This is a genomic window from Marinicella litoralis (genome assembly GCF_002591915.1).
Classification (GTDB): Bacteria; Pseudomonadota; Gammaproteobacteria; order Xanthomonadales; family Marinicellaceae; genus Marinicella; species Marinicella litoralis.
On record NZ_NIHB01000005.1, the window covers coordinates 122643 to 136862 of the forward strand.

A 14220-nucleotide genomic window follows, 5' to 3' on the forward strand; every position below is an offset into this window, starting at 1 on the left:
AGATTATATAACAACTCAATAATTGGACGCACTTAACAATTATTAAATTCAAAGCACACTATAATTTATGCTCAATGATGAACGGTGTTAGGTATAAATGATTAAATTGAGCGGTTTGGGCATGGTGCTTTTGTTTGGTAGTTGTGCCCTGCAGGCGACAGACTACCATGTGGATTCGAATCCACCTTATTTCAACATCGGCGATGTTCCTTGGGCGACGATACAAGCGGGTGACCGGGTCTTTATCCATTGGAGAACCGCACCATATAAAGAAAAATGGGTGATCAATGCAGTGGGAACTGAGTTGAACCCCATCCATGTTATCGGCGTCAACGGACCCAATGGGGAACAAGCCGTTATTGATGGCAATGGAGCGACCACAGTACCTGGAGTTAATTTTTGGAATGAACGGCGAGGCTTGATTAAAATTGGTGGATCCAACACGCCCAATAATCATTTGCCTGAACACATCATCATCGAAAACTTGGACATCCGTTCTGCCAGGCCACCCTACCAATTCACCAATGATGGTGGTGGCACAGAAACCTACGCCACCAATGCAGCCAGCCTGTATGTCGAAATTGGTGCGAACATCACCTTCCGTAACAACACCATTCGTGATTCAGGCAATGGCATTTTTGTCGGGGCCAATGGCGGACAAACCCAAAACATTTTGATTCAAAACAACCACATCTATGACAACGGCATCGACGGCCGTATTTATGAACACAATACCTACACCGCTGCGATTGGAATCGTCTATGAAGGCAACCGTTTTGGTGCTTTGCGCGAAGGTGCTTTGGGGAATAACTTGAAAGACCGTTCTGCAGGATTGGTGGTTAGGAACAACTGGATTGAAGACGGTAACCGCCAACTGGATTTGGTTGATGCAGAGGATTCTTCGGTGTTGGTCAATCATCCCAGTTATGCCACCACCCACGTCTATGGCAATGTGTTGATAGAGTCTGACGGGCAGGGCAACTCACAAATGGTGCACTATGGTGGCGACAGTGGTACTGTGGCTGACTACCGCAAAGGCGACTTATATTTTTATAACAACACCGTCATCAGCACCCGCACCGGAAACACCACTTTATTACGCCTCTCAACCAATGATGAAACAGCCCACGTGTTCAACAATGTCTATTATGGCACCGGCAACGGCGGTTTATTGGCTTTGATCGGCGGCAATGGCCAGGTCAACATGCAGCACAATTGGTTCAAAACTGGCTGGCAAGACTGCCACTGTACCCCAGCTGGCAGCATCACTGACCTGGGTAATAACCTCACCGGCACTGATCCCATGTTTTCCAACTTGGCAGGCCAAACCTGGTCACCAACCGCCAATTCAGACTTAATCAATAATGGCATGCAACCCTTGGCTGCGGTACTGCCAGATCACACCTTACTCGAACAATACCAAGAACACCAATCCACCCAAAGCCGACCCATTTCAGGTACCACAGACATCGGTGCTTTCGAATATTGTGACGAATTGAGTTGTGACTTAATTTTCACCAATGGTTTTGAATAACAACCGCTTATCAAAGCGGTAAACACCTACAGTGGGCTGTTGATATGGATGTCATAAAGTAATATTGAAACCCAAAAAACACACCCCCAAACCCCTTGTCAAAACTGCCAAGGATGGTGGTGCTAGAATCGAAACTGGATCAGAGATCGAAGTGTCATCCTGAGCGTAGTCGACGCCGCCAAGGATGGTGGTGCTAGAATCGAGACTGGATCAGAGATCGAAGGATCTCATTTGCGCAGCAAACATCCGAAGGGCCATTTACAATAAAAAACAAAACCCTCTGTACTGTCATCCTGAGCGTAGTCGAAGGATCTCCCAACGCTGGCATGGTCGAACAGAAAACAGAGACACTTCCAACTGTAGGCGCCTTAAGCGCGACAAGTGTCATCCTGAGCGTAGCCGACGCCACCAAGGATGGTGGCGCTAGAATCGAGACTGGATCAGAGATCGAAGGATCTCGTTTGCGCAGCAAACATCCGAAGGATCTCCTAAAGATGGATAGCTCAACCAGAAGGATCTCCTAACACTGGAAAATACAAACTAAAAATAACATCATCCTGACCATTGAATTCAGTCCAATGAAACCACACTCATTTGATGTTGTTTAATCTATAATAAACCTTCAATTTAAAAGGCCTGAAACCATGGAAGCTTTGATAACTTTGTTTGCTGATCCACACACTTGGCTGGCTTTGGCCACGCTGATATTGATGGAAGTTATATTGGGTATTGATAACCTGATATTTATCTCGATCCTGACCAATAAATTGCCGAAAGAAAAACAAGCCAATACCCGAAAAATCGGCATTATTTTGGCTTTGGTGTTGCGTCTGGGCTTACTGGCCACCATTGCATTCATCGTGTCATTGACCCAACCCTTGTTTGAACTTTTCGACCATCCGTTTTCTTGGCGTGATTTGATCATGCTTGCAGGTGGTTTGTTCCTGGTTTGGAAAGCGACTAAAGAAATCAGGTACATGGTTGACCCTGATAAAATCAACAAAGCCGATTCTTTGAGTTCACAAGTGACTCAAGGTGTTGGTGCCGTGATGGCTCAAATCATCGTACTCGATTTGGTGTTTTCGATTGACAGCATCATCACTGCGGTCGGTATGACGGATCATTTACCGATTATGGTGGTGGCGGTGGTTGTTGCTGTGTTGGTGATGTTACTGGCAGCCGAACCATTGTCTAAATTCATCGACAACAACCCAACCATCGTGATGCTGGCTTTGGGCTTTTTGTTGGTGATTGGTACCACTTTAATTGCCGAAGGTTTTTCCATCCATTTCCCCAAACAATACATCTATGCAGCTATGGCCTTCTCAGTGTTTATAGAGACCTTGAATATGCTGGCCAAAAGGGCCAAGAAAAAAGCCAATGACGCTTGAAATGAAAGCAGAAAAATGGCATTGGGTTGAAGGTGATTTGCATCATCAAGATGTTCGACAATTGTTAGAAGAACACCAGAGCCGAATGGCAGAGCATTCACCGCTTGAAAGCCGGCATGTGTTAAATATTCAAGCCTTGCAGCGTCCTGAAATCAGCTTTTATTCATTGTGGTCTGAGAATAAATTGCTCGGTTGTGTGGCTTTGAAACATTGGCAGGATCATCTGGCTGAAATCAAATCAATGAAAACATCGCCCGCATTCGTCCGTCGCGGCGTCGGTCAAAGGTTACTTGAATACATCATCGAGACAGCCCAATCCAAGGGATACCAACAACTTAAGCTAGAAACAGGCTCTATGGATTATTTTAAACCCGCCAGAAACCTCTACCTCAAGCATGGATTTGAATATTGCGAACCCTTCGGCGATTATGTGAAAGACCCCAATAATGTGTTTATGTGCTTAGCGCTGTGAATCTTAGTTTTCAAACAAAGGCTGTACACACTGCTGCCGATTAGTTGACCAGAGCTGTGATTTTCCTAGCATGTCAATGACCCACATGGATGTGGGAAATGCAGCCTATTGCCCGGAGCAATCGCTGCCGAGCGTAGCCGACGCCACCAAGGATGGTGGTGTTAGAATCGAGACTGGATCAGAGATCGAAGGATCTCCCAACGCTGGTATGGTCGAACAGGAAACAGAGACACTTCCAACGCTGGAAAGACCAACTAGAATCACAAGCACTCAACTGACTCACATACCTTTGGCCTAAAAACTTTGATTTTTCATTGTTTCAGCTTATTGAACTGCGCCAACTGTTCCGGTGTGGCTTCCGGTTGGTGCTTTGCTTTCCATTCGGCATAGTCCATTTTATAGATCATTTTTCTGGCTTCATCGATATCGATATCAACACCGATTTCTTGGCCTTCTTGAACCGTCCATTTGGACAGGCAGTTGCGGCAGAAATTGGCCAGAATCATCAAGTCGATGTTTTGTACTTCTTTGTGTTGATCAAAATGTTCGATCAAACGATCCAATACGCGGGCTTTGATTTCAGTTTCTTTTTCCATGGTCTTTTAATCTGAATAAAAGCATTATTCTAACATTCAGCCGCCTGAATTAAATGACAACAAAGCCAGGGCTTTGAAATTTTTTACCGACATTCATCGACCCAGTAATCTGTTACAATCGATGCAGATACCCAGACCCAAGCCAAAGAATCAACAGCATGAAAGCAGCCACCGCAGAACAAAAAGACCTGACCCAAGGATCGGTCTATAAACACATGATTCGCATCGGAATACCGGCGGCACTGGGCATGGTGTTCAATACCTTATACAACCTCACCGATAACTGGTTTGCTGGGCAGATTTCTGATGTGGCACTGTCAGGGTTGTCGATCGCCAGCATTGTGTTCGCTTTGTTTCTGGCTTTGGGCATGGGCTTACAAAGTGGCACTTCGGCGATGGTGGCGGCTGACCTGGGCAGCAAGCGAATAGATAAAGTGCGTGAATGGATTGATTGTTCACATGGCATCACCTGGTTTTTGTCGGCGGTGATTTTGTTGTTGGGCTGGTTGTTCGCTGATGATTTATTGGACTTCCTCAGTGACGACGCGCAGATCGTCGCGGTGGCCTGGGATTACACCTCGGTGATCTTATTTGGTAATCTGTTTTTTAACCTGACCAGCTGTTTTGCCGGTGCGCTGATTGCCCACGGAAATACCACCAGTTACCGCAATGTTCTGATCTTTGGTTTCTTTGCCAACTGGTTATTGAATCCTTTGTTTATCTTTGTCTTTGATTTTGGTGTCGCGGGTTTGGCTTGGTCGACCTTGGTGATCAAAATGGGTTCATCGCTGTACCTGTGGAAAGTGCTGATGAACGAAGTCGGTGTTTGGTCTAAACCTGCGTATAATTTCGATCACTGGAAACAACTGCTGGCACAAATCATGCCCGCCAGCATGAACATGCTCACCATCATTATCGGTGGTTTCATCACCATCTACTTCATCTCACAATTCGGTGATTATCCAGTGGCCGGTTATTCAGTTGGCATCCGCCTGGAACAGTTGTTGCTGATGCCTGCCTTGGGCTTGAATGCATCTGTGATGGCCTTGGTCGGACAGAACTACGGGGCAGGGAACATCGATCGGGTCAAAGAAATCTACAGCAAATCATTAAAAATCGCTTTGCTCATCTCAGTATTCTTCATCCCCACCATGATTTTCCTCTCACCCCTGATGATGACCCAGTTCAGTGATAATCAAGAGATTGTCGATGTCGGTGTCTACTACCTCAGAGCCGACGCCTTCGCCTTTTACGGCTACATGATGCTGTTCTGCTCCAACGCCTTACTCCAAGCCATCAAACAACCCTTGTTCCCCTTGGTCATCGGCGTCCTGCGCCAAATGATCCTCCCCATCATCGCCTTCTACGTGCTGATTGAAGTTTTGGATTTCGGCCTCTATTCAATCTTCTGGTCGATAGTTGCCATCGTCCTAACCAGCTCCATAATAGCCCTGATATACACCCAACACCGTCTAAAAATCCTCAAACCCAAACCCCAAACCGACTGAGCACTTCCAACTGTAGGCGATTTAAGCGCGACAAGTGGTATGCTAAGCACTTCGACAAGCTCAGTGACCTTACTAGAAAGTCATCCTGAGCGTAGCCGAAGGATCTTGTTTGCGCAGCAAACATCCGAAGGATCTCCCAAAGCTGGTATGGTCGAACAGGAAACAGAGACACTTCCAACAGTAGGCGCCTTAAGCGCGACTGGATCAGAGATCGAAGGATCTCGTTTGCGCAGCAAACATCCGAAGGATCTCCCAACGCTGGAAAGACCTAACAGCAAACAAAAACACTCCCAACGCCAGATAACCCAATCAAAAAATCACAGCCTACAACAGGTCCATAAAACAATCACACCGCTTCTAGGTGCCCAAGCCAGGCTTTCTGAATTATAATGGGCCCTCTGAATTTAAAGCTGAATGAACATGCCTACGAGAAACGCCACCAAAAAGACAATTGCCTTATTGGTTTTTACAGTTGTTGCTGTTTTCTCTGTTCAATACATAATGGCCAGTGATGTCTATGCCTCATCAGCCCCGAAAGTCATTATTCAAGCCATGGCTGAAGACGAAATTCAACCTGAGTTATTGCTCGATAAACAAGGCCGGGTGCATTTGCTTTACTTTAAAATAGCAGACAGCAAAAGCCGAATGGGGCATTTGTTCTATAAACAATACCTGCCTGATACCGAAGCCTGGTCTGAAGCCATCCAGATTTCACAAAAATCCTACCGCCAACCCGATGTGATAGCGACAGCGAAACTGGCGGTTGATGATTTGGGTCAAGTACATGTCACCTGGCTGGGACAAAACCCAACGGCTTATATGTACAGTCGTTCAGACGCCGAACTTGAAAATTTTTCAGCAGAACGTTCTTTGGTGACTGAATACCCAGAAGGTGCTGAGGCCAGCGCAGTGATATCTGCCCATAAAAATACCATCACCATGAGCTGGATGGCTGGATGGGACGAAAGTTTGCGCACCGTTTATTCCATGAGCTCGAATGACTATGGGAAAACCTTTGGTGAAGAAACCATGATTGGAGACCAAAGCATCGGTGGCTGTGCATGTTGTGGTTATGCCAGTGAATACACCCAGCAGGGCGAGTTGTTGGTGGCATACAGAAGCGCCCAAAATGGCACAGAGAGAGACATGCAGTTGTTGTCATTAATCGATGATCAAAAACAGACACAACTGGTGGATAAATGGCAATACAGTTCCTGTCCAGTAAGCACCAATGACCTGACCCAAGATAACCAAGGTAATCTATGGATCACCTGGGAAACAGCCGGTAAAATCTATACCTCGCCGATTAACCCAGACAAACAGGCCAAGCCGGTTTTAATCAAAGAACCCGAACAAGCAATCCGCCAAAAACACCCCACGATGGCCATCAATCATTCAGGCGTTAAATTAATCGCCTGGAGCGAAGGCAACGGTTATTTTTCAGGGGGTGAATTGAAACTACAAATGCTTGACCCAGATTCAAAAACCCTAGAATCCCCCAGCACAAAAGGCATGAACCCAGCACAATTCAGCCGCGTCGCAGCAAGCGCATTACCCAACGATTCATTTTTGGTGTTGTACTGAATTCAGAATAACCGCAAAGTCAGAGAACAACACATAACCCCATGTATTCAGCTCACTGAGCCTGTCGCGCTTAAGGCGCCTACAGTTGGAAGTGCAATAAAAAAACAACATCCCAAACCCCATTGATATTCTCACAAACATGTCATCCTGAGCGTAGCCGAAGGATCTCGTTTGCGCAGCAAACACCCGAAGGGCCATTTACAATAAAAAACCAACAACTCAAACCCCATTAATATCTTCCAAAACATGTCATTGACCCACATGGATGTGGGAAATGCAGCCTATTGCCCGGAGCAATCGCTGCCGAGCAAAGTCTATTTGTACTGTCATCCTGAGCGTAGCCGACGCCACCAATGATGGTGGTGCTAGAATCTGTAATGTCATCCTGAGCGTAGCCGACGCCACCAAGGATGGTGGTGCTAGAATCGAGACTGGATCAGAGATCGAAGGATCTCGTTTGCGCAGCAAACATCCGAAGGATCTCCCAACGCAGGAAAGCCCATTCAAGAAACTGAAACACTTCCCACCAAAAGTAGGGCCTTTAAGGCGCCTACTATTGGCAGAGCAATGAAAAAAATAACGACCCTAACCTCATTGAATACATGTACTAAGGTCTGATACATGCCATTTGATGGATGGCTGAAAATGTTTGATTCCTGGCCGCATCTAAAACGAATAATCGAATGGTGGCATCGCCTTCACGAACACAAGTGATGCTGATGGGTGTGTTGTACTGCAAAGGGCCTTGAACGCCATCAGGTGGTCCGGGGTTTTGTCCAGCCAGCTCAATAATCCCAGGACCTCGCAAGGCGCCGGTTAGATTAACGTGAATCGCATCCAAACCACTGGCGACACCTTGTCCAGGTCCAGTCGGATCGTCGGTGATGTTGACATTGACAGCAAAAGTCTCACCCACTTGCGCCACATTGGGTGCCGCAAATAAAGCCACAACCGGTTCAACGCGGTCTCTGACTTTGAATTTTTTGGTGACTGGCTTGTTGGGTTGAACCACAGAGTGATTGCAGATGATGCTGCCTTCTCGAGAGCGACCGGTTGGGTTGGGCGTGAAGCTGGCTTGAGCGTGATAGGGTTTGGTCTGTGCTTGAATGACTTGGCCACTGGGTGGAGATAAGGCACCATCACCATTGTTTAAAGTCAAAGTAAAAGCCCCTGCTTTATTGGCCGTACATCGGACCACCATGGAAACGGATTCTGGGATGTCATCAGGCACCAAATTCAATGTTTTACAACCACTGAGACACATCAGTGGGAGCAGTATATAGTGTGTTTTGATCATTTTATTTTTAAGGATTGTTTTCATCGGTTCACCTCATAAGTTGGTAGTGTGTCACAGTAGAAATCAGGTATATTTAAAATAGATATAAATTCCCAAAAATCTTCGCCTTGTAAAAACATATGCGAAAAAATCATTGCATTCACGCCAATTTTTTATCGCCAGATTGACACTTTCGATCGACGACTCTGACCCATTGATACCTTCCAAAAACATGTCATTGACCCACATGGATGCAGGAAATGCAGCCTATTGCCCGGAGCAATCGCTGCCTTGCGTAGCCGACGCCACCAAGGATGGTGGTGCTAGAATCGAGACTGGATCAGAGACCAAAGTGTCATCCTGAGCGTAGCCGAAGGATCTCCCAACCTAGAAAGTCCGAGCTGGCAACAGAGACACTTCGATAAACTCAATATAATACCTGTCGAAGATCTTAACCTCTTACCCATTAATTAATTCTACTGCACTTATCGCATTGATTCCGTAGTTGAAAGTTGAACTCGTTGATTAATGCTGTTTGTTTCGTTATATTGATGAATTAATTTATCCATCAATACTGAATCAATATAAAGGAAGCTCAAATTAAGACATTAGTGAAGAAAATTATCAGTCACCGAGTAGTGACTGGTTCGTTGATATTAGTCCTGTTAGTCTCTTGCCAAAGTGAAATTCAAAATTCATTTGTGCATGGTTTGAACAAAACACTTAGTACCGAAAATAGATCTCAATACTCTCTAAATTTCAAATATTTTCGTGACGATGATAGTGTTGATAATCGAACTGTGTTGGCATTTTATCCAACATTTGCGGAAGTGAATTGTACCAACAAAGAAATTAAACTAAAAGTCAATACCAAACGAAGTCGTTTCAATGTATTGGAACAGCTTGAAAATGAAGAACAAATCTACGATGAAGATGATGAGGAGTTTATGGAACATGCAATTGACTTAGTTCATCAATTAGGCTCTGGTTCTTTTGATGAATCATCTGGTTTAATTACAATTGAATATAAAATCATAGAGAACAATGATTTTAAACTCTTAGATCAAGCGAATGAATTACATGATGTTGAGAAATACAACGAAGCATTGAATGTACTTGAAGAATTGTCACCAGAGGCTTCTGAACAAGTCTGTATTCTATACCTTAAAGCTAAAATTTATAATGAATTAAAGGAATACAATTCATCAATAGGATATTTGACACAAGCCTTAGAGCGGTCTCCTTTGAATGATAATTTATTATATTCCAGAGCGCACAGGTACAATAAGTTAGGTGAAACGAAACTTGCATTAGGTGATTTAGATGCTTCTCGATCAATTAACCCAACTCATTACGAGATATATTATTTATATGACAAAATATATTCTGATCATGATGATTACCGCCAAGCAATCAGATACAGTTCATTAGGGCTAACCTATCGTGATGATGATTATTTCTATAATTTGAGAGGGTGGAACTATTATATGAATGATAATCTGGAACTGGGTTTGTTGGACTTTGAGAAAGCCATACAAATTGAACCCAATAATGCAAATTCATACGAGGGAATAGCTGCAATATATATTGAACAAGGGCACTTCGATGAGGCATTAAATCTGATTAATAAATCGATTGAGTTAGATGGAGTTAACACCAATCGATTGAACCAGATAGCTTATATTAATAGTGAAATTGGTAAATATGACAAAGCTGTAATATCTTATTACAAAGCAATCGACACTGGTCAACCTAATAGCAGAACATATAACAACTTAGGTTGGATCCATATGGAACACAAACGTTTTAATGAAGCCATTTCAGTTTATGAGAAAGCCATAGATAAAGGTTTTGGATCAGAATTATTGTTTAATAATTTAGGAACTGCTTATTTTTTCAAGAATCGATTTAAGGAAGCCGTTTCTTATTTTGAAATTACCAAAGATTATGATGAAGGATTGAATACATTTTCCTACGCTTGGCTTGCGAAGTCATATATAAAATTAGGTAATTTAGACGAAGCATTTAAGAATGTAAAAACAGTCATAACATTAAATCCTGAATATTCAGATGGCCTTCATGAATCTTGGGAGTTGGAATCCACTCCACTTGATTTGTTATTAATCGAATTAGAAAATGCAGCAATAACCGCAGAACGAACGGACATTGTAAATCAGTTAAAGATTATTAGGGAGCAACTATAATGAGGATAATATTATTATCTAGCATACTAGTGATAACTTTATTTGGTTGTAAAAACAGTGATACCAAAGAGATAATTGATCAGTTAATAAAAGAAGGAAAAAACTTCACTTATAAAACAGTAGACCAAGGATTTTTAGAAGAAACTTTTTACACAGCGAACAATGTCACAAAGGTTTATATAGAGTTTGATATTTTGAGCAAACATTCAGAAGGTGAATGGCACCCAGTTAATTCTTTGCAGTTACTTGACCTAACTAGTGAAAATGTAATTCACATCAAGTATGTTGTTGCTGAAGATGCTGAATTTATCAACGTATTAATCAAATTTGAAGATAACAAATATTTTGATGAGGACTTTGTTCTCTCGGAACCAATCAGAACAATGTCTGTTACTTGGCATGATCGTGAAGTTCAAATTAGTGCAGAGGGGTTTGAATATGCACTGAGCATTCCGTTTGAAGTTGAGTTTGTTGGAAATCTGGTTTCATCAATGGAAGTTATTAACCAAATTCATTTTGAGTAGATAAGAGTTTTTTATTAAATTGCATAAATAATAACCCTTGTAAAACGCAAACAACAAGACGTCTTAAGAATAATCACCATCAAACACCCCCCCCGTTTTACCAACCGAAGCAACTCACAGCGCAATTGACATCAGGTGTCATAAAGCACAACAAACAACACCAAACAAACAACTTCCAAGCCAATCCCAAAAATAAACGTGTAATATTTTTCTGTTCACACATGTACGAATTGAAATGTGGTTTTGATTTGAGTATATTGCATATTAAAGCGATTAATTAAAATGGAAAGTTATAAGGAATGACTGAAAAAACCCAAACAAATAGCAAAATATTTTCACTTAAGTATTCAAACTATGTTTTTTTGTTTACATATATTTTAATAGCCCTTATTTCATTTTTTGCAGTACAAGAATTCAGTAGTTATGTACTTGGTAGCACCTTCGGAAGAATGCTGGGTACATTAGTAATCAGCACAATTTTTGGCTATGTTTGTTGGCTGTTTTCATTTAAGAATAAAATAATTGGAGAGTGGGGATTTAATTTGATGGTGTTATACATCATTTTTGTATTACTTTCTTCCTCATATAAATTGTATCAATTAAATTCAGTGTCACAAGATTTTCAAATAGCTGAAAATGAATTTGATGCCGTGTTAAAACAAGAGGACTCATCTGTTGATGAAATCAGAGATGCATATAAAGAATACAAGGACAGCATGTATGCAACAATAAACAAACAAGTTGAAAATTCTAGTGGTAAAAGCAAACAAGCTATTCTAATTCAAGAAGCCTATTTACGAGAAATTGAACCAGCTCTAAATAACTGGCAAGATAATATAGCTCGATTTTTAGAAAAAGATGTATTGGATCCGTCAATGATTAAAGTAGATCCGGTTGTATATCAAAACCGATTGAAAACGATTCAAAACATGTTGATTTCAACTCTTGAATACAAAGAAATTATTATTAATATGGAAGATCAAATTAGTGAACGATTGCTGCCATTAAATTTGTCTCGAAAACAATACGATCAAATCGTAAAAGATTTCATTTATTCACCAGATTTTACGATTGAACAGCTTGAATTTGCTATAGACTCATTGATAGCGTATCTTGACCAATCGCGAAAAGTTTTAAACATACTTAACTACAATCAAGATAAATGGTTTTTTGAGGGTAATGAATTCTTCAGCGAAGATGACGACTTTATCATGGATTATAATTTAGCTCTTGAAAACCTTTGGATGAAAGAAGCTAAGTTCCAAGAACTTTTTCAAGCGGTGTATAAATTAAATTGACCTCATGAAATTTGCCAGTCTAATTCTCCTCTTCTTAACCGCCGGCATGGTTCAGTCAAAATCATTTTCAAGTGCAGAATACCAAGCCATGCAATGGGTTGGCGCTACATTTTTATCATTGTTGTTAATTGGAGTTGATGACCAACTGCAGGAAGACGTTAGGACGTTCTTAGAGAATGACGAACCAAAAAATTGGGATGATAATGCCTATATTTACCTATGGGCAATAGATGTGGCCAGTGAAAATACCTATGAAACTGGAAAAGAGATGTCACGAAAGGTGGTAGAAGCTAACTCCAGATATAAATACGAAATGGAACCGTATGACAGCTCATTCTTGTATGAATACGAATACATAAGTACCAGCAACAAAGATTTTTATTGTACATATTCATTCAATGACTGTTTTCCTGCAATATATCTTGAAATTGAGAATGCATTGAAACATGTAAAAACTGATTATGTTATGTATGAAAGGTACCAACAATTTTTAAAATATGAACACACATCACCACCTTATATACCTAAGTTTGAAGCGCCTTGGCCAAATGTTTCTGTGTTGACATATGGACACCAGCTTAATCAAGCAGTCATGATAGAAAAATTATTTAATCATGAACATGGTGAATTCATAAGATTATTTGAAGATGACACTTTGAATTTAAAAACAATGTATTCAAAAACCAATTCGGCTTTAAACAAAATGGTTTTACTTAGTTTGATTGATAAGAACATTGAACTCATTGGGCATCTATTTCAACTACAACACATCGATGCTGAACTGCTGAATTCTACTAAAATACTACAGTTACTTACAGCAACAGAGTTGTCAGGTTATGAGATGCTTGCATTTGAATTACGAGTGATGATGAAAATAGTTCAAGAACTGTCTGAGAACCCTCATTATTTGATTAAGCCTTCAGATAAATACTTAGGGAGTGCAATAACCAAGAAATTGATGCCCCTGGTCTTCAAAGCCAACTTAACTTTGAACAGCATGTATCACGAATATGTTTCCAAAGTTTTGGAATACTCTAAATTAGCTCCAGCCGATTTTTACATTCAATATGATCAGTTAAACGTGAATGTAAAGTATGATTATATAAGAGCTTCAGTCTCTTCCTATCTGGCTTCTTTTATTACCAACGATAAGTCAATATACCTTCGCTACCAAGGTCGGATTCATTCATTGAATATGAAAATTCAATTGCTTAATGCATTGGTTGAACAAGGTTCTTTCGAAAAAGTTATAGTAAAAGCAGAGCAGGGACATCAACCCTATTTAAATCATTATGACCAAAGTCCTCCATATTTTGAAAACGATAAAATATGTTATTCAGGACTGTTTGAGTTCAATGATAAATTCAGATGTATGTCAGTTTTAAATTAACCTAATAAATACAGCATACCCATATTTTTATTATGGATTCCTGTTCATCTGTTTTAACAGAAACTTTCGATCCTCATCAGCTTCAATGTGTTTTCTGACTTCAGCTAATTTTTTTCTGTTTTTGGGTATTAGCAGGTATACAAAGGAATAAATAGTTAAAGCGATCATCAAAATCACCCCAATATGATTTGTGTTGATGTTTTGCCAGTAAATGATGAGATTCCATATATATTGACTATAAACTATAGTTGTAAATATCCCAAAAAACGTAATCGCAAACCAAATATATATCTTGTCACATTTATACAGCTTAATACTAATTGCTAATGTAATGAAGAAAATGACAAATAAAGATAATTTGTAATAGTCCAAACCTATTAGTTCAATCACTGGTATTTTATACCTAGGAATGAAAGTACCAAATAAAAGAAAAAACCAAATAA

Annotated in this window: 12 protein-coding genes; 10 read left to right on the top strand and 2 right to left on the bottom strand. The window is 41.0% G+C overall.

What is annotated here, in order from left to right; all coding sequences use genetic code 11:
- Positions 1-97 precede the first annotated feature (97 nt).
- The 3 genes from CCS90_RS13220 (at position 98) to CCS90_RS13235 (ending at position 3397) form a co-directional block, all read left to right on the top strand.
- A complete protein-coding gene (locus CCS90_RS13220) occupies positions 98-1534 on the top strand; it encodes a right-handed parallel beta-helix repeat-containing protein (protein WP_099020046.1) in 1437 nt (478 codons plus the stop codon).
- A gap of 644 nt (positions 1535-2178) precedes the next feature.
- Positions 2179-2925 carry a TerC family protein gene (locus CCS90_RS13230; protein ID WP_099020048.1) on the top strand — a complete coding sequence of 249 codons (747 nt, stop codon included), beginning with the start codon at positions 2179-2181 and terminating at the stop codon, positions 2923-2925.
- 1 nt (position 2926) lies between these two features.
- The gene (locus tag CCS90_RS13235) at positions 2927-3397 is read left to right on the top strand and encodes a GNAT family N-acetyltransferase (protein WP_099020049.1); all 471 of its coding nucleotides are present in this window, start codon (positions 2927-2929) and stop codon (positions 3395-3397) included.
- 311 nt (positions 3398-3708) lie between these two features.
- Here the strand turns inward: CCS90_RS13235 and CCS90_RS13245 are convergent, their stop codons facing one another.
- Positions 3709-3993: a DUF1244 domain-containing protein gene (locus CCS90_RS13245; RefSeq protein ID WP_099020051.1), complete on the bottom strand. Its 285-nt coding sequence runs from the start codon at positions 3991-3993 to the stop codon at positions 3709-3711.
- Positions 3994-4151: 158 nt separating this feature from the next.
- Between CCS90_RS13245 and CCS90_RS13250 the strand changes: the two genes are divergently transcribed.
- Together CCS90_RS13250 and CCS90_RS13260 are read left to right on the top strand one after the other, a co-directional pair.
- A complete protein-coding gene (locus tag CCS90_RS13250; RefSeq protein WP_099020052.1) occupies positions 4152-5501 on the top strand; it encodes an MATE family efflux transporter in 1350 nt (449 codons plus the stop codon).
- A 420-nt stretch (positions 5502-5921) separates the two neighbouring features.
- Positions 5922-7085: a hypothetical protein gene (locus CCS90_RS13260; RefSeq protein ID WP_133566555.1), complete on the top strand. Its 1164-nt coding sequence runs from the start codon at positions 5922-5924 to the stop codon at positions 7083-7085.
- Positions 7086-7692: 607 nt separating this feature from the next.
- On the opposite strand, the gene CCS90_RS13270 is transcribed toward CCS90_RS13260, so the two are convergent.
- On the bottom strand, positions 7693-8406 hold the full coding sequence (locus CCS90_RS13270; RefSeq protein ID WP_099020056.1) for a hypothetical protein: 714 nt from the start codon (positions 8404-8406) through the stop codon (positions 7693-7695).
- 109 nt (positions 8407-8515) lie between these two features.
- On the opposite strand from CCS90_RS13270, the gene CCS90_RS14860 reads away from it, so the two are divergent.
- The 5 genes from CCS90_RS14860 (at position 8516) to CCS90_RS13290 (ending at position 13777) form a co-directional block, all read left to right on the top strand.
- Positions 8516-8725, top strand: coding sequence for a hypothetical protein (locus CCS90_RS14860; RefSeq protein ID WP_143751562.1), 210 nt, complete (start codon positions 8516-8518; stop codon positions 8723-8725).
- A gap of 247 nt (positions 8726-8972) precedes the next feature.
- Positions 8973-10565 carry a tetratricopeptide repeat protein gene (locus CCS90_RS13275; RefSeq protein WP_133566554.1) on the top strand — a complete coding sequence of 531 codons (1593 nt, stop codon included), beginning with the start codon at positions 8973-8975 and terminating at the stop codon, positions 10563-10565.
- Positions 10565-11089: a hypothetical protein gene (locus CCS90_RS13280; RefSeq protein ID WP_133566553.1), complete on the top strand. Its 525-nt coding sequence runs from the start codon at positions 10565-10567 to the stop codon at positions 11087-11089. Before CCS90_RS13275 ends, CCS90_RS13280 begins: the two co-directional genes overlap by 1 nt.
- 299 nt (positions 11090-11388) lie before the next feature.
- Positions 11389-12387: a hypothetical protein gene (locus CCS90_RS13285; RefSeq protein WP_133566552.1), complete on the top strand. Its 999-nt coding sequence runs from the start codon at positions 11389-11391 to the stop codon at positions 12385-12387.
- Positions 12388-12391: 4 nt separating this feature from the next.
- The gene (locus CCS90_RS13290; protein ID WP_133566551.1) at positions 12392-13777 is read left to right on the top strand and encodes a hypothetical protein; all 1386 of its coding nucleotides are present in this window, start codon (positions 12392-12394) and stop codon (positions 13775-13777) included.
- Positions 13778-14220: the final 443 nt, after the last annotated feature.

What these genes read in the sequence shown, in the direction of transcription:
- CCS90_RS13230 (WP_099020048.1), top strand. Translation starts at nt 2,179, where the DNA reads ATGGAAGCTTTGATAACTTTGTTTGCTGATCCACACACTTGGCTGGCT.
- CCS90_RS13260 (WP_133566555.1), top strand. Translation starts at nt 5,922, where the DNA reads ATGCCTACGAGAAACGCCACCAAAAAGACAATTGCCTTATTGGTTTTT.
- CCS90_RS13285 (WP_133566552.1), top strand. Translation starts at nt 11,389, where the DNA reads ATGACTGAAAAAACCCAAACAAATAGCAAAATATTTTCACTTAAGTAT.
- CCS90_RS13290 (WP_133566551.1), top strand. Translation starts at nt 12,392, where the DNA reads ATGAAATTTGCCAGTCTAATTCTCCTCTTCTTAACCGCCGGCATGGTT.
- CCS90_RS13235 (WP_099020049.1), top strand. Translation starts at nt 2,927, where the DNA reads ATGAAAGCAGAAAAATGGCATTGGGTTGAAGGTGATTTGCATCATCAA.
- CCS90_RS13270 (WP_099020056.1), bottom strand. Translation starts at nt 8,406, where the DNA reads ATGAAAACAATCCTTAAAAATAAAATGATCAAAACACACTATATACTG.
- CCS90_RS13220 (WP_099020046.1), top strand. Translation starts at nt 98, where the DNA reads ATGATTAAATTGAGCGGTTTGGGCATGGTGCTTTTGTTTGGTAGTTGT.
- CCS90_RS13245 (WP_099020051.1), bottom strand. Translation starts at nt 3,993, where the DNA reads ATGGAAAAAGAAACTGAAATCAAAGCCCGCGTATTGGATCGTTTGATC.
- CCS90_RS13280 (WP_133566553.1), top strand. Translation starts at nt 10,565, where the DNA reads ATGAGGATAATATTATTATCTAGCATACTAGTGATAACTTTATTTGGT.
- CCS90_RS13250 (WP_099020052.1), top strand. Translation starts at nt 4,152, where the DNA reads ATGAAAGCAGCCACCGCAGAACAAAAAGACCTGACCCAAGGATCGGTC.